The sequence below is a fragment of the Gluconobacter oxydans genome, from assembly GCF_006539685.1.
Taxonomy (GTDB): Bacteria; Pseudomonadota; Alphaproteobacteria; order Acetobacterales; family Acetobacteraceae; genus Gluconobacter; species Gluconobacter oxydans.
The window spans coordinates 39,967-57,865 of record NZ_BJNM01000005.1 but is presented as its reverse complement, the minus strand read 5'-3'; the positions used below and the strand labels follow the sequence as shown (position 1 = coordinate 57,865).

The 17,899-nt window shown below is 62.6% G+C and carries 18 protein-coding genes; 10 read left to right on the top strand and 8 right to left on the bottom strand.

The features are described from left to right. Nucleotides 1-115 precede the first annotated feature (115 nt). Complete coding sequence (locus GOX01_RS03670) at nucleotides 116-1,321, top strand: NupC/NupG family nucleoside CNT transporter (protein ID WP_011253397.1); 1,206 nt, start codon at nucleotides 116-118, stop codon at nucleotides 1,319-1,321. Between the two features lie 100 nt (nucleotides 1,322-1,421). Continuing rightward, nucleotides 1,422-1,946, top strand: a complete 525-nt coding sequence (sodC, locus tag GOX01_RS03665; RefSeq protein WP_011253398.1) for a superoxide dismutase[Cu-Zn] — start codon at nucleotides 1,422-1,424, stop codon at nucleotides 1,944-1,946. 9 nt (nucleotides 1,947-1,955) lie between these two features. Here sodC and GOX01_RS03660 read toward each other — a convergent pair whose 3' ends face one another. The 3 genes from GOX01_RS03660 to tsaD are packed head-to-tail and all read right to left on the bottom strand — an operon-like array spanning nucleotide 1,956 to nucleotide 4,866. Continuing rightward, nucleotides 1,956-2,930: an NAD(P)H-dependent glycerol-3-phosphate dehydrogenase gene (locus GOX01_RS03660; RefSeq protein WP_011253399.1), complete on the bottom strand. Its 975-nt coding sequence runs from the start codon at nucleotides 2,928-2,930 to the stop codon at nucleotides 1,956-1,958. A gap of 2 nt (nucleotides 2,931-2,932) precedes the next feature. Beyond that, on the bottom strand, nucleotides 2,933-3,772 hold the full coding sequence (locus GOX01_RS03655; RefSeq protein ID WP_011253400.1) for a 23S rRNA (adenine(2030)-N(6))-methyltransferase RlmJ: 840 nt from the start codon (nucleotides 3,770-3,772) through the stop codon (nucleotides 2,933-2,935). After that, entirely contained in the window at nucleotides 3,769-4,866 is a 1,098-nt protein-coding gene (gene tsaD / locus GOX01_RS03650) for a tRNA (adenosine(37)-N6)-threonylcarbamoyltransferase complex transferase subunit TsaD (RefSeq protein WP_024717088.1), read from the bottom strand. The genes GOX01_RS03655 and tsaD overlap by 4 nt, the downstream gene beginning before the upstream one ends. A 67-nt stretch (nucleotides 4,867-4,933) precedes the next feature. On the opposite strand from tsaD, the gene hemC reads away from it, so the two are divergent. After that, complete coding sequence (gene hemC, locus GOX01_RS03645; protein ID WP_024717087.1) at nucleotides 4,934-5,983, top strand: hydroxymethylbilane synthase; 1,050 nt, start codon at nucleotides 4,934-4,936, stop codon at nucleotides 5,981-5,983. Between the two features lie 35 nt (nucleotides 5,984-6,018). Continuing rightward, entirely contained in the window at nucleotides 6,019-6,666 is a 648-nt protein-coding gene (locus GOX01_RS03640) for a uroporphyrinogen-III synthase (protein ID WP_231139125.1), read from the top strand. Here the strand turns inward: GOX01_RS03640 and secB are convergent, their stop codons facing one another. Next, nucleotides 6,667-7,188: a protein-export chaperone SecB gene (secB, locus tag GOX01_RS03635; RefSeq protein WP_011253404.1), complete on the bottom strand. Its 522-nt coding sequence runs from the start codon at nucleotides 7,186-7,188 to the stop codon at nucleotides 6,667-6,669. It abuts the gene before it with no gap. A 193-nt stretch (nucleotides 7,189-7,381) separates the two neighbouring features. Here secB and GOX01_RS03630 point away from each other — a divergent pair, with 193 nt between their 5' ends. From GOX01_RS03630 to GOX01_RS03610, 5 genes are all read left to right on the top strand, one after another. Continuing rightward, the gene (locus GOX01_RS03630) at nucleotides 7,382-8,179 is read left to right on the top strand and encodes a Tim44/TimA family putative adaptor protein (RefSeq protein ID WP_011253405.1); all 798 of its coding nucleotides are present in this window, start codon (nucleotides 7,382-7,384) and stop codon (nucleotides 8,177-8,179) included. A 12-nt stretch (nucleotides 8,180-8,191) separates the two neighbouring features. Then, the gene (gene mltA, locus GOX01_RS03625) at nucleotides 8,192-9,334 is read left to right on the top strand and encodes a murein transglycosylase A (RefSeq protein WP_062269446.1); all 1,143 of its coding nucleotides are present in this window, start codon (nucleotides 8,192-8,194) and stop codon (nucleotides 9,332-9,334) included. After that, nucleotides 9,331-10,149: a DNA-methyltransferase gene (locus GOX01_RS03620; protein ID WP_011253407.1), complete on the top strand. Its 819-nt coding sequence runs from the start codon at nucleotides 9,331-9,333 to the stop codon at nucleotides 10,147-10,149. Before mltA ends, GOX01_RS03620 begins: the two co-directional genes overlap by 4 nt. Before the next feature lie 81 nt (nucleotides 10,150-10,230). Further along, a complete protein-coding gene (locus GOX01_RS03615; protein ID WP_172952928.1) occupies nucleotides 10,231-11,721 on the top strand; it encodes a cytochrome-c peroxidase in 1,491 nt (496 codons plus the stop codon). A gap of 217 nt (nucleotides 11,722-11,938) precedes the next feature. Next, complete coding sequence (locus GOX01_RS03610) at nucleotides 11,939-13,387, top strand: glycosyltransferase family 61 protein (protein WP_081107057.1); 1,449 nt, start codon at nucleotides 11,939-11,941, stop codon at nucleotides 13,385-13,387. 65 nt (nucleotides 13,388-13,452) lie between these two features. Here the strand turns inward: GOX01_RS03610 and GOX01_RS03605 are convergent, their stop codons facing one another. Then, complete coding sequence (locus GOX01_RS03605) at nucleotides 13,453-14,652, bottom strand: alpha/beta hydrolase (protein ID WP_024717083.1); 1,200 nt, start codon at nucleotides 14,650-14,652, stop codon at nucleotides 13,453-13,455. 111 nt (nucleotides 14,653-14,763) lie between these two features. Beyond that, the gene (locus GOX01_RS03600) at nucleotides 14,764-14,973 is read right to left on the bottom strand and encodes a hypothetical protein (protein ID WP_024717082.1); all 210 of its coding nucleotides are present in this window, start codon (nucleotides 14,971-14,973) and stop codon (nucleotides 14,764-14,766) included. Nucleotides 14,974-15,027: 54 nt separating this feature from the next. Between GOX01_RS03600 and GOX01_RS03595 the strand changes: the two genes are divergently transcribed. Further along, nucleotides 15,028-15,699, top strand: a complete 672-nt coding sequence (locus GOX01_RS03595) for a Smr/MutS family protein (RefSeq protein ID WP_011253412.1) — start codon at nucleotides 15,028-15,030, stop codon at nucleotides 15,697-15,699. A gap of 5 nt (nucleotides 15,700-15,704) precedes the next feature. Here the strand turns inward: GOX01_RS03595 and GOX01_RS03590 are convergent, their stop codons facing one another. Continuing rightward, complete coding sequence (locus GOX01_RS03590) at nucleotides 15,705-16,787, bottom strand: type 2 periplasmic-binding domain-containing protein (RefSeq protein WP_011253413.1); 1,083 nt, start codon at nucleotides 16,785-16,787, stop codon at nucleotides 15,705-15,707. After that, a complete protein-coding gene (hemF, locus tag GOX01_RS03585) occupies nucleotides 16,784-17,701 on the bottom strand; it encodes an oxygen-dependent coproporphyrinogen oxidase (protein ID WP_011253414.1) in 918 nt (305 codons plus the stop codon). Before hemF ends, GOX01_RS03590 begins: the two co-directional genes overlap by 4 nt. Nucleotides 17,702-17,899: the final 198 nt, after the last annotated feature.

Below are 17,899 nucleotides of genomic sequence, written 5' to 3'. Positions count from 1 at the left end.
GGCGTGCAGGCGAGAGAGGAGGGGTGGACAGGACGTGACATGACGGACAGGTTCAGGTCGTTTCAGGTTCAGTTCCGGGTGCGTCGTTCTGTTTTTGGGTGAGGAGTTTGCCTGCGTGATCCTGCGCGTCCTTGTCGGCATGGCCGGTCTTCTGATTCTGGGTGCGCTTTTGTCCACCAACCGCCGGGCCATTGACTGGCCTTTCGTAGGACGGGCGCTGCTGTTGCAGGTGCTGATTGCGGCGGTCGTTCTGTGGGTGCCGGCGGGTGCGCATGGGCTGCATCTGATGTCCGATGCGGTGACGAAGGTCCTGTCTTACGGGGATGTGGGCAGTGCATTCCTTTTCGGCGGGCTGGTGGGGCCGAAGATGAACGGGCTGTTTGGCAATGACAGTTTCGTCTTCGCGCTCAAGGTTCTGCCGGAGATCGTTTATGTCGCAGCCCTTCTGGGGCTGTTGCAGCACTGGGGCGTGTTGCAGTTCCTCTCGAAGCTGATTGGCGGGGCGCTGTCGCGCGTGCTGGGGACGACGGGGCTCGAATCGTTCTCGGCGGTGCTGACGATTTTTCTGGGACAGAGCGAGATGCCGATCGCGCTTCAGACCTGTCTGGCGGAGATGTCGGAAGGGGAGTTGGCGACGGTTCTGTGCAGCGGGACGTCTTCCATCGCGGGGTCCGTGCTGGCGGGATATGCGTCGCTCGGTGTGCCGATGGAGAACCTGCTGGCGGCGTCTTTCATGGCGATCCCGGGGGGGCTGCTGTTCTCGCGCATTCTGTTTCCGGGGCCGCGCCGGTCCGATGCGCAGATTGCCGGGGCGGATCACGGGCATCACAGCATGTTCGAGGCGATTGCGGATGGCGCTATGAATGGCGCGAAAATCGCGGTGGCTGTGGGGTCTGTGTTGATTGCGTTCGTGGGGCTGATTGCGCTGGCGAACGGGATTCTGGGGGCGGTCGGGCTGTCTCTGGCGCGCATCCTGGGGACGGTGTTTGCGCCGTTTGCCTGGCTGCTCGGGGTGCCGTGGAGCGAATGTATCGTGGCGGGCGGACTGCTTGGGCAGAAGATCGCGTTCAACGAGTTCGTGGCTTATGTGAACCTGTCGCCGCTGATCCATGCGCATGCGCTGTCGCAGCGGACGATTACGATCCTGTCCTTTGCGCTGTGCGGGTTTGCGAACATCTCGACGATCGGGATTCTGATCGGGGCATTCGGGAGTGCGGAGCCGCGCCGGCGGACGGATGTGGCGTCGCTGGCGGTGCGGGCCGTGGCGGCGGGGACGCTGTCCAATGCGATGAGTGCGGTGATTGCGGGGCTATTCGTGTGAGCCGCAGGGGCGTTCACGAATCTCTGATCCATGGGATGGCTGGATCCGGGTAGGATGCGAACAGTTATCATCTTCCTCTGATCAGACTGTGAGTTTCTCCATGCGCCGTTCCGGATTCCTGACCCTTCTTCTGGCCTCTGTGATGGCTGTTCCTGCTCTGGCGTCTGCGGCGGAGCATGTGAGCGGGGAGCTGAAGGGGACGGATGGGGCCACGCACGGGATCGTGGACGTGACGGGAGCGCCCAAGGGGGTTCTGCTGCGCCTTCAGGTTCAGGGGCTGACGCCGGGTTGGCATGGAATTCACTTCCATGAAAAGGGAAGTTGCGCGGCTCCGAAATTCACCAGTGCGGGTGCGCATGTGCATGCGGTGACGCCGGTTGCGCATGGTCTGCTGAGGGCGGATGCGAATGACGCCGGGGATCTGCCGAACCTGTATGTCGCGGCGGACGGGACGGCGACGGTGGAGCTTTATTCGACGCTCGTTTCGCTGAAGGGCGGCAATGGGCTGCCGGCGCTGATGGATGCGGACGGGGCGTCCGTGGTCATTCATGCAAAGCCGGATGATTATCAGACCCAGCCCATTGGCGGTTCGGGAGACCGGGTGGCCTGCGCCGTTCTGCACTGAGTCACGCTTTTATTCCCGGGTCGGGGGGCGGTCCAGCAGAAGGTGGCGCGCTTCCTCGATCGAGACGCCGTCATTGAGGAGGCGGGTGACGGTTTCGATGATCGGCACCCGTACGTTGTGCTTCCGGGCCAGGGCGAGCATGGCCGGTGCCGTCAGCACGCCTTCTGCGACTGTGGTGCGTGAGGCGAGGATGTCTGCGAGCGGGCGGCCTTCGCCGAGTTCCAGACCGACGCTGTAATTGCGCGAGCCGCGTCCCGTGCAGGTCAGGATGAGGTCGCCCATGCCTGCGAGGCCTGCGAGCGTGCTGGCGCGGCCGCCCGTGGCTTCGGCGAGACGGCCGATTTCGGCGACGGCGCGGGTGATGAGGGCGGCGCGGGCATTTTCGCCCAGGCCCGCGCCGATGGTGATGCCTGCGCCGATGGCGATGACGTTCTTGGCAGCGCCTGCAAGCTGGACACCGGCAGCGTCATCGCTGGCATAGAGGCGGAAGCTGGACGTGTTGAGAAGCGCCGTAAGTTTCTGCGCGAGAGCGAGGTCTGCGCAGGCCAGCGTTGCGGCGGCGGGGAGGCCTTTTGCGACTTCGATGGCGAAGTTGGGGCCGGAGAGGACGCCGGTCGGGCGGCCGGGCATGGTTTCCGCCAGAACATCGAGCGGCAGGAGGGATGTGGCCTGTTCCAGCCCCTTGCAGCAGGTCACGACGGGAACTGCGGGATCGAGGACGGTCTGAAGGCGCGTGGAGACGTCACGGGCGGTCTGGACCGGGGTGACGAGCAGGACGACGTTTGCGGTGCGGGGGAAATCACCGGTGATGGTGACGTTTTCAGGCAGGGTTATGTCCGGCAGACGCGGGAGGGTACGGGTTCGGGGTGGGACCGGGTTGCGCATCCAGAGTGTCACGTCCGCGCCTGTCGCTGCTGTGGCGCAGGCCAGCGCCGTGCCCCAGGCTCCGGCGCCGATGACGGCGATGTGCGGACGTGTGGTCATGGTTATTCTTCTGCCAGTCGTTCGATGTTGATCTGGATGTCTTCGGCCTCGGGAGAACGCAGGCCGGTGGCGAGGGCTTCGAGAATATTGCGGGCCTCGTCTTCAAAGCCGAAGGGGGCGTTGACGACCAGCAGGCCGCAGCCATTCAGACGGGAAGGATCGACAGGCGGGCGGAGCAGGAATTCGCAGGCCAGCATGTCCCGGATGCCGGCGTCCTGAAGCGCCGTGTAGAAGGCGCGGACGGGTGTGCGGTGTTTGATCGGATACCAGACCGCGACGATCCCGGCGCGGAAGCGGGTGCGGATCAGGGCGATGGCGTCGGCGCAGCGGGCGAAATCGTCCGGTTTTTCGAAGGGCGGGTCGATGAGGACGAGGCCGCGCTTGAGATCCTTGGGCGGAAGCAGCGCGCGCAGGGCTTCGTAACCGTCACGGTGATGGACGGCAGCCTGCGGGTCGGCGTGGAAGAGGCGGCGCAGGGGGCGGACGTCTTCGGGGTGCAGTTCGCAGGCGATGAGCTGATCCTGCGGGCGGAGTTCGGCGCGGGCGAAGGCGGGAGAGCCGGGGTAGCGGTGCCGGTCCTGCACGTTGGGGCGGACGGCGTCGAGATAGTCCGCAAGCGGGGCGGCGGCCGGGTGGTTAAGGAGCTGGCCGATGCCAGTGCGCCATTCGCCGGTCTTTTCGGCTTCCTCGGAGGTCAGGTCGTAGCGGCCGCATCCGGCATGGGTGTCGAGGACGACGAAGCCTGCGGGTTTGCGCTTCAGTGCCTTGATGAGTGCGAGAAGCAAAGCGTGCTTCATGCAGTCGGCGAAGTTTCCGGCGTGGTAGATGTGACGGTAGTTCAAGAGACGTGTTCCGGGGTGGCGGGAGTGCGTTCAGACAGGGGCCAGCGGGGGCGGGCAGCGGTGTCGATTTCGTTGGGGGTTTCGCCCGCGTGGAGGCGTTCGAGCGCGGCCCAGGCGACCATGACCGCGTTGTCCGTGCACAGGCGCAGGGGCGGGGCGAAGAAGGGGATGCCGTGGTTGGCGGCGACCTGTTCGAGGGCGTGGCGCAGGGTTTTGTTGGCGGCCACCCCGCCTGCGACGACCAGGGCCGTGGCGTTCGGGCTGAGGGCCAGGGCGTGTTCGGCGCGGTCGGCCATCACATCCGCAACGGCGCGCTGGAAGGAGGCTGCGACGTCTGCGGCGAACTGGCGCGGCAGGGCGTCGCGGCTGCCGGTCGGGTCCTGTGTGTCGATCAGGCGGCTGACGGCAGTTTTGAGGCCAGAGAATGAGAAATCGCAGCCTTCGCGGCCCTTGAGGGGGCGGGGCAGCGGATAGGCGTCGTCGCGGCCTTCGGTGGCGAGTTTTTCCAGAGCGGGGCCGCCGGGCCAGCTGAGGCCGAGCATTTTGGCGACCTTGTCGAAGGCCTCGCCAGCAGCGTCGTCGATCGTGCCGCCGAGGCGGACATAACGGCCGGTTTCCTCGACCGAGACGCACTGGCAGTGGCCGCCCGAGACCAGCATCGTCAGGTAGGGGAAGTGCAGGTCAGCACCCAGGCTGGGAAGGCGCGGGGTGAGAATGTGGGCTTCGATGTGGTTTACGGCCACGAAGGGACGGTGCAGCGCCATGGCCAGTCCCTTGGCGTAGGAACTGCCGACGATCAGGCCGCCGATCAGGCCGGGGCCGGTTGTGCCGGCAAAAGTGTCGATGTCGGCCAGCGTCAGGGAGGCTTTTTTCAGGACTTCCGCCACCAGTGCGGGCAGGGCGTCCAGATGGGCGCGGGCCGCGATTTCCGGGACGACGCCGCCGAGAATGGCGTGGTCGGTCTGGGACAGGACGCCTTCGGCCAGGATCGTGCCGTCCCAGGCGAGGATGGCGCAGGCCGTGTCGTCGCAGGAGGTTTCGATGGCCAGAAGGGGGCGCGTGGGTGCGGATGGAGAAGTGGCGGGGGCTGACATGGGGCTTATTATGGCCGAGTCTGTCATATCATGACAGTCCCGTGTGAATGGGCTAAAGCTGCCGTTCATGAATGCTCCCGTCCTGCCTTCCGAGGCGCTCCAGAGAGTCGCCGCGGAAGCCGTCCGCCGCTCCCATGCCGCTGAGCCGCCTACCGGCCGCAAGCTCCCTCTTCGTGTCGGGTCGCGGGCGTCTCCGCTGGCGCTGGTCCAGACGCGGAACTTTCTCACGCGCCTGACGCGGTTCTGCCCCGTTCTGCGGGATATGGGAGCGTTTCAGGAATACCAGATCAGCACCGAGGGCGACCGCAATCTGGTGCAGCGTCTGGCGGAAATCGGCGGTAAGGGTCTCTTTGCCAAGGAAATCCATGAGGCGCTGGCTGCCGGGCGGATCGATTTCGCGGTCCACAGCCTCAAGGATCTGGAAACCAATCTGCCGCCGGGTCTGGTGCTGGCCTGTACGCTCAAGCGCGAGGATGCGCGCGATGCGCTGATCCTGCGGGACCGGGATGTAAAGGTTGATCCGCAGCGTCCTTATGACTGTCTGCCGGAAGGGGCGCTGATCGGCTGTGCGTCGGTGCGTCGTCAGGCGCAGATGCTGCATGTGCGGCCGGATCTGCGGTTCTGCCTGCTGCGCGGCAATGTGCAGACGCGACTGGACAAGCTGCGGGCTGGAGCCTGCGAGGCGACGCTTCTGGCGCTGGCTGGGCTGCGGCGTCTGGGCATGGAAGACCGTGTGGATGTCGTGCTGGAGCCGGATCAGATGCTGCCGGCTTCGGGGCAGGGCATTGTGGGCGTGACGGTTCGTGAGAGCGATCTGGAACTGCGCGAACTGCTCTCTGCGATCGAGGATCCGGAGGCACGGGCGGTTTCGACGGCCGAGCGCGCGCTTCTGGCGGAACTGGACGGCTCGTGCCGGACACCGATTGGCGGTTATGCCCGGATCGAGAACGGTGTTCTCAAGCTGAGCGGCATGATTGCGAGCGAGGACGGGACCTTCCTGCTCCGTCGTGAAATCGAGGGCGCGCCGCTTGAGGCGGCCCGTCTGGGCACCGAGCTTGCGGATGAGCTTCGCCGTGACACGCCGGCCCATATTTTTGATGAAATGAGGCGTCCCTGACGCTTACCCGTCCTGAACCGGGACGTGCTGTTCTGGTGACCCGGCCGGAGCCCGGACTGTCCGCTACGATGGCGGAGGTCCGGGCGCTTGGCTGGGAGGCTGTGGCATGTCCGATGCTGGACATCACGACATTTGAGTCTGTTGCGCCGGGCGCCTTCCGGGCCGTGCTGGTGACGAGTGCGAATGCGCTGCCTGCGTTGCGGGACTGGCCTCGGGACCGGCTTGTTGTGGCAGTCGGTGCGCGGACGGCGGCTCGGGCGCGCAAGGCCGGGTTCGTGAATGTCGAGGCGGCGGACGGGGATGCGCGGGCTCTGGCGGCGTTCTGCCGGGCGCGGGGCATTCTGGGCTCGGATGTGCTGCTGGCCAGTGGCGACGGCTACGGCGTGGATCTGGCGCGGGATCTGGGCGTGCAGCGGGTCGAGGTTTATGCGGCCTGCAAGCGGGAAGCCCTGCCGGGTGATGCGGCTGAGGCCCTGCGGGGCGGGCGAGTCGATTCCGTGCTGCTGTATTCGGGGAAAACGGCGGAAGCATTCAGGGAAGCGCTGGGGGCCGAAGAGGTCACGGCGCTGTCTGCCGTGCGGGCGCTCTGTCTGTCAGAGGCCATTGCCGCGCGCCTGGACCCGCAGGAATGGCGCGCGGTGATGTGGCCCGATCCGCTGGAGCAGCTCGGGCCAGTCGTCTGATCAGGCTTCGCCGGCGGGTTCCGGGAACTGCTGGGCGCGCTTGGCCTGCCACAGGGCAACGAAGTCGATCGGCTGCAGCACGACGGGCGGGAAGCCACCGTCACGCGTGACGTCGCTGACGATGGAGCGGACATACGGGAAGATCAGGCGCGGAACTTCAACCAGCAGGATCGGCTCGATGAGTTCCTGCGGCGGGTTGTTCAGCGTCACGACGGCGGCGTAGGTCAGCTCGGCGATGAACACCGTACGACCGGCCTGGCCACCTTCCTGTGCCGGCGGCTCGGCGGCCTCGGCGCGGACGGCCAGGGCGACTTCGTAGACAGCCTGGTCTTCTTCCAGACGGTTGGCCTGGACGTCGATGTTGACGGAAATCTGCGGAGCAGAGCGCAGTGTTGCGAAAATGGAAGCGCCGGCTGGTACTTCGAAGGAGAGGTCCTTCGTGTACTGCAGGTTGATGGCCAGCGGCATGGCCGGCACGTTTTCCTGGCCCAGGGCAGCGTTGTCGGTGGTGTTCTCTGACATACAGTCTCCGGTTCCGCAGGGGCTGGGCCCTTGGCGGACATCGATTGGAACGATTGCGATCCCTCGGCGGTAGCATGATGTCCGCTGTCCGCCAAGACACGGTTCTGGCGGACAGATGGTTGAGATCGGACGGATTGCACCCTATCTGTAGGTCAACGGATCTTTAATCGAACACTGCGAAACACAGGCCTTCATGTCTTCTGACGACATCCATCTCCCCGCTGGCCTCATGGCTCACGCGGGTCATTATTTTCCCTGGGACCTCGTGGTCCTGTTCGTGCTCGCCGTGGCGCTGGGGGTGAGGCTGTACCGTGTTCTTGGCCGGCGTGTCGGGATGCAGGGGGTGCGGCAGGAGCGTCCGGGGGCCGGGTTTGGTCCGGGCGCGCAGAAGGGGGCGGCTCCGGATGCCGCACGTCCGAGCATTCCGCCGCCGCTGCCAGGGCAGGTTGCGGGGAAACCGGGGGCTGCTCCCGGGGTGTTCGATCAGGCGGTGCCGGATGTGGCGTATGAAATTCCTGCTCCGGCCACGCGGGTCGGGACGGTTCTGGGTGAGATCGGGTCTGTTTTCCCGGGATTTTCGCCCGATGGTTTCCTGAAGGAAGCCGAAGGGACGTTCCGTCAGGTGGTTCCGGCTTTTGCGGTCGGCGACCGTACGGCGCTGGAAAAGCTGCTGACGCCGGCCTCCATGGACTCTTTTTCCGCGGCGATTGATGCCCGGGTGCAGGCGGGGGAGACGCAGCGGAGTGATTTGCGCGGGATCGAGAGCCTGTCCATTCTGGATGCGATGCTTGTGTCTGCGGAAGACGGGACGCGGGTCGGCCGAATCGAAGTGAAGATCGTGTCGCGTCAGGTGAATATCCTCACGGATCGTGAGGGTGAGCCGGTGGTCGGAACCGAGGCTGTGACCGAGTTCCACGATCTGTGGCTCTTCGAGCGTGTGGCGGGGCAGTCCGACGCGCGGTGGCGTCTGGCGGCATCGCGTCCGGCCTGATCGCGTTCTCCGATGAAGAAACTGCTGACCCTGCTGACGCTTGGCGCGCTGTGCGGATGCATGCCCCAGAATGCGCCCTCGTCGCTTTCGCTCTCTCCTGTCGGATATGACTCGCTTGCCGGGTGGGAGCAGGAGGATTTCACGTCCTTGATGCCGTTGCTGCGGGATGAGTGTCATCGTCTGTCGCAGTTGCCGCCCGAGACGGTGCTCGGCGGGAGCGAGGCCATTACCTATGGGCGTCATGCTGCCGACTGGAGCAATGCCTGTGCGGCGCTGGCGACGGCTTCGGATGCGCGAACCTATCTGGAGACGTGGTTCCAGCCTTACGAGGCGGGGACGGAGGCGTTCTATACCGGCTATTTCGAGCCGCAGATCCCGGCGTCCCTGACGCGGGGCGGGGCGTATCAGACGCCGGTCTACGGTCGGCCGCGCGATCTGGTGCGGGCGAAGGCGACCAATGGCCAGATGGTCAGCGGGCGCTGGGTCAACGGGCAGTTCGCGCCGTATTATGACCGTGCCGCGATTGATGGCGGGGCGCTGGCCGGGCAGGGGCTTGAGATTGCCTGGCTGAAAAGCCCGGTGGATCTGTTTTTCCTTCAGATCCAGGGTTCCGGGCGGCTGATCCTGCCGGATGGTGGACAGGTGCGTGTCAGCTATGACGGGCGCAACGGGCAGGCTTATGTGCCGCTCGGGCGGCTTCTGGTGCAGGACGGCGAACTGCCGGCGGATGGTGTCAGCATGGACAGCATCCGCAACTGGCTTGAGGCGCATCCGGACCGGATGATGTCCGTCATGGAGCGTAATCCGAATTACGTCTTCTTCCGTCGCGATGACGGCAATCTGGCGCAGGGGCCGAAAGGGGCGTTCGGGATGCCGCTGACGGCCGGGCGCTCCGTGGCGGTCGATCGGTCCGTGGTGCCGTTTGCGATGCCGTTGTGGGTCGAGACGAAGCTGCCTTATGGGGCGGGTCAGCCTGTGACCTGGGATCATCTGGTGTTTGCTCAGGATATCGGGACGGACATCAAGGGCGCCGGCCGGGCCGATCTGTTCACGGGCTGGGGGGCGACCGCGCAGTCCGTGGCGGGGAATTTGCATGCGCATGGCCGGATGGTGCTGTTCCTGCCGCGGCCTCCTGCGGATTCTGCGGCGCAATGATCCGCAGTCGCCGGGAGAAGCTCGGTGTCCATACGCTGATCCGGGGGGACTGCACGACGGTTCTCAGACGGATGCCGTCGCAGAGTGTGGACGTTGTGGTGACGTCTCCGCCGTATAATCTGGGGGTGCCGTACCGGACGTATCAGGACCGCCTGCCCGAGGACGCGTATCTGGACTGGCTGGAGGATGTCTGCACCAGTCTGTGCCGGGTGATGAAGGATGACGGGTCGTTTTTTCTGAATATCGCCGGGTCATCCTCACAGCCTTGGATGCCGTTTGAACTGATGACGCGACTGCGCAAGCTGTTCGTGCTGCAGAACCACATCACCTGGATCAAGTCGATTTCGGTGGGTGAGATCACTTACGGGCATTTCAAGCCGCTGAACTCGGCGCGTTTCGTCAATCGCAATCATGAGCATGTGTTCCATCTGACCAAGACGGGGAACGTGCCGGTGCAGCGGCTGGATGCGGGTGTGCCGTTTACGGACAAGAGCAATATCGTGCGGCGGCAGCACATCACGGACCGTCGCTGCCGGGGCGATACATGGTTTATTCCCTACGAGACCGTGCGCAGCCGCAAGGAGAAGTTCAGCCATCCGGGGACGTTCCCGGTGGCACTTCCCGAGGCTTGCATCCGGTTGCACGGGCTGCGACCGGGAGGCGTGCTGCTGGATCCGTTCATGGGGTCGGGTACGACACTGGTGGCGGCAGAGCGGATGGGGTGTGTGGGGATCGGGATTGATACCGATACGTCCTATGTGAACGTGGCGCGTAAGCGGGTGCGGGCGGCGATCGATCATGAGGACGAGGATTAATCGACAGTACCTGTTTTTCTGACAGGTTCAATCACTTTGACTTTGTGTGTCACTTTTCCGCATTATCACGACACCATGAGTATGAGGAGAAAAGTGGTGCGTTCCAGCACGATTACAAAGGGAATTGCCGGTCTGGTGGCGCTGGGCGTTGTCGCCTGGGGCGGGACCGTCACTTATCTTGAGCATTTTGATCATGCTGGAGCACCGCAGTTGCCTGCCAGCAGCCCGACGCGTCAGGATCCGACGGCGATGGCGGCGTTTGCGGCCCTTCGGGAAGTGCGCTGCGATTACTGCCATACGCAGAATGTCGAACTGCCGTTCTATTTCAAGCTGCCGCTGGCCAATCAGATCATGAAGCGTGATCTGGTGCAGGGGCAGCGTCATTTCGAATATGCGCCGGTTCTGACGGCCCTGCAGGACGGCAAGCCGCCTTCCGTCGAGCAGCTTTCGCGCATCGAGGAAGTCATCACGCAGAACCGGATGCCGCCGTCAGCCTATCTGCTGATGCATCCGCATGCGCATCTGGATGAAAAGCAGCGCGCGGACATTCTGAAATGGGTGCGTGAGCAGCGTGAGCGTTACTATGCGACGCCGGGTGTGGCAGCGCAGTTCCGTGGTGAGCCGATCCAGCCGATCCCCGAAAGCGTGGATGTGAACTGGAAGAAGGCCGAGCTGGGCCGGGCGCTGTTCTTCGACAAGGGACTGTCTGGTGATGGCACGCTCAACTGTGCAAGCTGCCACGGTCTGAACAAGGGTGGCGTGGACAACCTGACGACGGCGACGGGGATCGGCGGCCAGAAGGGGCCGATCAATGTACCGACCGTCTATAACGCCGTGTTCAGCATGGCGCAGTTCTGGAATGGCCGTGCGAAGGATCTGGCGGAGCAGGCGGCAGGTCCGGTCATGAACCCGCTGGAAATGGGTTCGCATGACTGGAACACCGTAGCCGATCATGTCCGCAGCACGCCGGGTTATGCCGAGCAGTTTACGGCGGCGTTCGGTTCTGAGCAGATCGACAAGGACACGATCACGGCGGCGATTGCGGAATATGAAAAGACGCTGATCACTCCGGACAGCCGCTTTGACCTGTATCTGAAAGGCGATGCGAAGGCGATCACGGCGCCGGAAAAGCGCGGTTACGAGCGCTTCAAGGAGATCGGCTGCTCGGGGTGCCATAGCGGTCTTGCCGTGGGAGGAGACGCTTATGAAATCCTTGGTCTGGAAGGGCCGTATTTCGAGAACCGTCACACGAAGCTGACGGATGCCGATGAAGGCCGCATGGCTGTTACGCATAAGGAAGGTGATCGTGAGCGGTTCAAGGTTCCGAACCTGCGTAATGTCGAGCTGACGGGGCCGTGGCTGCATGATGGCTCGGCCACCACGCTGGAGCAGGTCGTGCGGGAGATGGCACGTTATGAGACGCCGGATCATGACATTGCCGATCAGGATGTCACGGACATCGTGGCGTTCCTCAAGACGCTGACGGGCAAGTATGAGGGCATTCCGCTGAAGGATGTGCCGGCTGACCAGCCGCTGCAGGCTCCTGTGTCGGGTTCTGGTTCCTCGAACTGACGTTTGAGTATTTTCCAGTAAAAAACCGGAGAAGGGAAACCTCTCCGGTTTTTTTATATATGCAGAACCGTTAATATGGATTGCCTTCTATCAAGCGGTTCTTCTTGCGAGTGAAATCGTGTGTTTACGGCTTGATGAGTTTTAGTAAGTGATATGGACAGCGGAGAACAGCTTCGCTATCGATTTGAAATAGAACTATTTCAGAACAGGATGTGATATGAGTGATTATATCAAGGATTGCATCAAATATGATATTTCTGGTTCTGTTATAGAGGGTTTTCCGGAAGTTTTTGAACGGCGTAATGTTCTCTACGTTCCACGACGAGAGGGCGGCCTGGATAAGGACTTTGGATTATTTGATGAAACAGGACGACAGATCTTCGGAAATGCTCTTTTTTCAAGTTACCCGCCTGTATTGAAAACACAGGCTCTGACGACACAGAAAAATGGGGAGACAGCCTCTTACCAAGGGCGGCCTGTCGTGTATGGGGGGTGTATTGGCGACCATTACGGCCATTTCATCACGGAATGTCTGAACACACTCTGGTATTTTTCAAAGGAATGTTCACCGGAAACGCTGGTGCTTTTCCATAGTGACATGACCGTTGAAGAGATTTTTTCCAGACCCTGGATGGTCGATCTGCTTCGTTATGCAGGGGTCCGAAAAGAACAGATTATTATTCCCCGTGTGCCATTAAGATTTGATTCCATTACCGTACCCGGGCAGGCTTTTTCTGAAGATGGTTTTGTTTACACGGGCTATGCAGAATATCTGAAAGCGCTGTCACTGAAGGCGGTTCAGGAAAGCAGCTTTGATTTCAAAGGGATGGTATATCTCTCGAGAGTCAGCCCTCTCTACAATAGTCGGCTACCCTGTAACGAAGAGGATCTCTGTGCCGAACTTTCGGGACGTGGAGTAAAGGTCGTTCGGCCTGAAGACCTGTCTGTTGCCGATCAGATCAAGATATTTAACGAGAATATTGTCATAGGGCCTATTGGCTCGGCTTTTCATACGTCGATTTTTGCGGAGGCGCCGAAAGGCATAGCCATCTGTCCGGAAGAGCGGCCTATTGCGCGTTCATACGAATTGATGGATGCGGCGCATGATGCCGAGATACGCTATGTATACAGCGAGGATAAGGTAGATCCTTCCACGCTTGCGGAAGTTCTGGTGAATGCTGCCGGGTCAAGTGCGTATTGGAAAACAATAATAGAAAAATTGGGACTGGGATTCCTGGAGCGGAAAAACAGAGGGAATATTTTCTTTGTAGGTCATGAAAATATTCTTCTTTCGAGAGACGCGAAGGAAGCTGGGGATTATGACGTTCTTGTAGCCACAGTGGGTAACAAGTCATTTATTTTTGCAAATCATTCCTCTTTGCCACCCTTTTTCATAGAAAAAGAATTGATCGAGACAAGAGTCATCTCATATCTGAAATTCGATGAAGAAAATGGTATCGGATTCCGCAATCCGGTAAATGGTAAATGGCTGAAAGCACTTCCCCCTGAATTTAAGAAGAATCTTCATTGTGATGCGGAGCATGTCAATGACTGGGAGCTGTTCCGACTAAAGCCTGTGGACTATCCGGATTTCTCCGGGTGTCTGGCGATTGCGCCCTGTCTTGAGAATGCGCTCCAGCGGTTTGAAGGCTCCGATTGTCAGTAGAGTTTTCTCTGCTGACAATCGTGCTGCCTGCTGGAGATTAGGGAGAAGCTTTATCTCCCTTCCGCTTATTCCGGCACGGGATTGCACTGCGGGGTGATGGGCTGGCCGGTCATGACGGTTGTTGTGAAGGCGGCGGAGTCCGGAAGGGAGCCGTTTACGACCTGGCTGTGGTCCAGTCCCTTGTAGAGATGGGCCTGGACCGTGGAGTCTGCTGCGCAGGCGGCTTTGACCAGACCAAGCTGAAGGGCGGGGGGCACGTCGCGGTCTTCTGTTCCGGTGCCGGTGAAGAGGGGCTGGGCCAGCTTGAGCGTTGGGAACGCCATGGCTTTCAGGGCCGGGCTCATGGCCTTGAGGAAAGTCGGCTGGAGGCTGTTCTGCAGGTTTAGGCCGGCTTCCTGCGTCTGATGGGACAGGGAGGTCAGGTATTCATGGGCGGCATTGCGATAGATGGGCAGCGCTTTGGGGGTGAAGGCCTGTTCGGGACGGAAGTGCGGATCGTGTCCTTCCAGTCCGGCGGCGAGGTAGAAGACGTAATTGATCAGCGGACTGTAACCGATGCCGGGCTGTGAAGCTGCTTTGAGCAGGCCGCCGAGCAGTTCGGGCGTCACATAAGGCGCGCCGGTGGCGACGGTGCCGCGGATGTCCAGTTCGGGTGCGTAGATTGGTGCGTAGGACGCGGTGGCGACGGCTGCGCCGCCTCCCTGCGACTGACCGACGATCATGATCCGGTTTTTCAGGTCCGGGACATTGGCGAGGGCAGCACGGACGCTGTCGAGGACGCTGTAGGCTTCGACGCGGGTGTCCAGATAGGGATGGGTGCCGGGTGTGCCGAGGCCCTGATAGTCGGTGGCGACGATCGCGAAACCGCGCTTCATCCAGGCGGACAGATAGGTGCGGTTGCGGTCGCTGACAGGGTTGAGGGACGGGGCGCAGCTGTCATCCACGCCGACGGTGCCGTGGGCCCAGGCGACGATTGGCCAGCCGCCCTGGGGAGCAGGGCCTGCGGGCAGGATGATCTCGGCGGTGACGGGAACGAGGCCCTTGCCGGTGATGCCATTGGTCGAAAGATAGGTGATGCGCAGGGCGCGTCCGGCGTCCGGAAGGCTGAGGACGTCAGCAAGAGGGGCCGAAGCGGTGATGGTTCCTGGCTTCTGGACAGCGGCCGGGGCTGCGGCATGTGCTGCGGGAGCGTTGGCGACGCCAGAGACGCAGAGGGCCGTGCTCGCAAGAAGGGGCAGGATCTTGCGCAGGAAAGGCAGGGGCATGAAAAATCCTTTGTCAGTCTCGCTTCGAAAGCCAGCGCATGTAACACCACGTGCAAGCGAGACTGACGGCATGTCCCTTAACGTCAAGTGAATTTGCGATTGCGGGGAGTTTTAGTCGTCCTGGGCGAGGCGGCGGTCGGCCGCCTTGTCGATCCGGTCACGCTCTTCGGCCGTAAGGAGGCCTCGCTCGTATTCCTGCGTGGCGCGGGCCTTGGCGTTGCTGGCGCGGGCGCGGGTGTCGATCGGGTAGGCGCGTTTTTCGGGGAGGCCGAAGGCGCTGTCGGGGAGGCTGTCGCGTTCTTCCTGGGTGAGATGGCTCATGGGTCTGCTCTCTCGGAAATGGAACCTGAAAGTAAACGTATCAGTGCGGTGTAAGTGCCGAAATCCCGAAAGAACATTGTTCAATGGCGCTGGAACCCGTTACATGCTCGGGACCTGAATTCCCGACCGGGCAATGCGGGTGGGACAGCAAGCGAGGATGGTGTGGCGAAGCGGGATCTGAGGGAGGACGAGGCGACGTTGTGGCGGATGGTTGTCCGTGACATCAAGCCGTTGCGCTCTCCGCGTGCGCCGCGTCGTATGATGCCTGTGGCGAAGGCCGAGCCGCCTGCGCTTATGCCGGAGGTTGCGCGCTCGGCCCCCGTGGTCTCCCGGCGTTCCTTTGTTCCGGTCCAGCCGAAAAAGCCTGTGTCACGTCCGGCAGAGCTTGCCGTTGGCGTTCGCGCACCGGGGCTGGATGATACGAGCTGGAAGCGTCTGTCACGCGGGCAGATGAAGATCGATGCGCGGCTCGATCTGCATGGCTATGTCGTGCAGGAAGCGTTTGAGCGGCTTTATGACTTTATGCAGCGGGCACGGGTACGGAACTGGCGCTGTGTCGAGGTTGTGACGGGGCTGGGGAGCGGGCAGACCAGCGGGCTGATCCGGCGCGAGCTGCCGATGTGGCTTCAGCGGGGGGATCTGCGGTCCATGGTTCTGGCCGTGGTGCATCCCCATGCCGCCAATCACGGATCGGTCCGCATTCTGCTGAAGACGCGCCGCCGCTGATCCTGTCAGAGGTGGCGGGTTTCCTGCCCCTCGCGCCAGCGCGGAATGTTGACGGCGAGCCAGCGGCGCAGGGCCAGCGTGGCACCGAGATCCGGGACCGTCCGTGACAGGAACGGGGCGGCATTTTCGCCGGTTGCCAGTTTGAAATGATGCAGGTCGGCCCAGCGCCGGATACCGGAATCCGCCCCGACCGCAGAGCAGGCGTGGCTCCACTGTGTGACGATTTCGGGTGGGGTCAGCATGGGCAGGGCGACGGCCATGGCTGTATCGGCGGCGGCGGAAACGGCCTGCCAGGCATGATAGAACGGGCCCTCGGGCGGGCGGTGTCGGGCCTGCTGATAGGCTTCCATGAAAATGGGAATGGTCGTCGCATGCGTGTCGGTCAGATCGCCGGCGTAATAGATCGCGCCCGTACCTTCCGGCAGGTTGGCGAGGACGTCATCGAGCGGGCGGTCGAGCGTGTAGGGGGAAATCTGGACCGCATCGACCGTGCCCTCATGCAGGGCGGTCAGGGCGTTTGATGAGTCGACATAGCCGGGCACGGGAATGGGGCGCAGGCCGAGAAGTGACAGACCCATCAGGGCGTTCAGTTCCGGGCCGCCGATATGCGAGACCGCGAGGCGGACGGGGTGGTCATGGAAGAAACCTGTCAGGCGGCTGCGCAGGGTCTTATGCAGCTCCGCGCGCGCGATGACGACGGTTGTTGTTGAAGCCACGAGGACGGGAATCCAGCGACCGAAATCGTAATGGACGCGGGAATCGCCGGTCAGTGATGCCAGCAGCGTGGCGCCGGGCAGGGCCAGGGCGGTGTTGCCGTCAGGCGCGCTGTTGGCGTCGAACAGGTTGGCGGCGCGGACGCCGTCCTGTCCGATGTCGGGGGTCAGTTCGAGAGGTGTCTCCAGCCCCAGGGCGTGGGACAGGGGGCCCGTCGCGAGTTCTGCGAACTGGCCCGGGGTGGAGGCGAGCGTGCCGCCCAGAAGGAGCTGGACATCCGTCAGGGTGCCGGCCCGGGCCGGGATATTCAGGAAGGGAGCGGCTCCGGTCAGAGCCGCCAGCCCCTTCAGGGCTGCACGTCGGGTCAGTCTCACGGCCAGCGGACTTCCGGCGGCATGCTCATGAGGATGGCTTCGGTGTTGCCGCCCGTCTTCAGGCCGAACAGCGTTCCACGGTCGTGCAGCAGGTTGAACTCGACGTAGCGGCCGCGGCGGATGAGCTGGGCGTCGCGGTCGGCTTCGGTCCAGGGGGTGAACATGCGGCGGCGGACGACGGCCGGGTAGGCGTCGTGGAAGGCCATTCCCACGTCTTTGGTGAAAGCGAAGTCCAGATCGACGTCACCGGTATAGAACTGGTCATAGAAGATGCCGCCGAGACCGCGCGGTTCGTTGCGGTGGTGCAGGTGGAAGTAGCGGTCACACCATTCCTTGAAGCGGGGATAATGCTCCGGGTCATGGCGGTTGCAGGCGTCTTCGAAGGATTTGTGGAAATAGGCAGCGTCCGACTGGGCTTCCGCGCTTTCGGGGAACATCGGGGTGATGTCGCCGCCGCCGCCGAACCAGCCCTTCGTCGTGATGATCATGCGCGTGTTGAAATGCGCAGCGCTCACATGCGGGTTGCACGGATGGGCGACGAGGGAGACGCCGGTTGCGAAAAAGCGCGGGTCTTCGTCAGCGCCGGGGATGTTCTTGCGGAATTCGGGGGAGAACTCGCCCCAGACGGTCGAGACGTTGACGCCGACCTTCTCGAAGACGCGGCCGCGCATGACGGACATGACGCCGGAACCGCCTTCGGGGCGGCTCCAGGCGGTGCGTTCGAAACGGCCCGGGGCCGTGCGGTCACGCAGGACCTGCGAACCGCCTTCGGCTGCTTCGTCTTCGAGTTTTTCGTAGGACGCGCAGATGCGGTCGCGGAGGGTTTCGAACCAGGCTTTGGCGTCCTGCTTGAGGGCGTCGTGAGGCACGTCTGGACGAACGGTTTCGGCGAAACCGGGGCTGATCTGGTCCATGTTTTCTTCCCCCGTCTATACAGGACAAAACTTCGTTACGCGCAGTGTCCTAGCAAATCGCGCCGTCGCCGAACAGTTGGCTGATGCATGTCTGACGTTCATTCGTCGCGGGCATCCGTGGCGGGACGATGGCGCAAAGACGTTTTCATTTCGTAAAAACGGCAGCGTTTTGTGAAAAAGTTTCTCTGACCGCTGCAA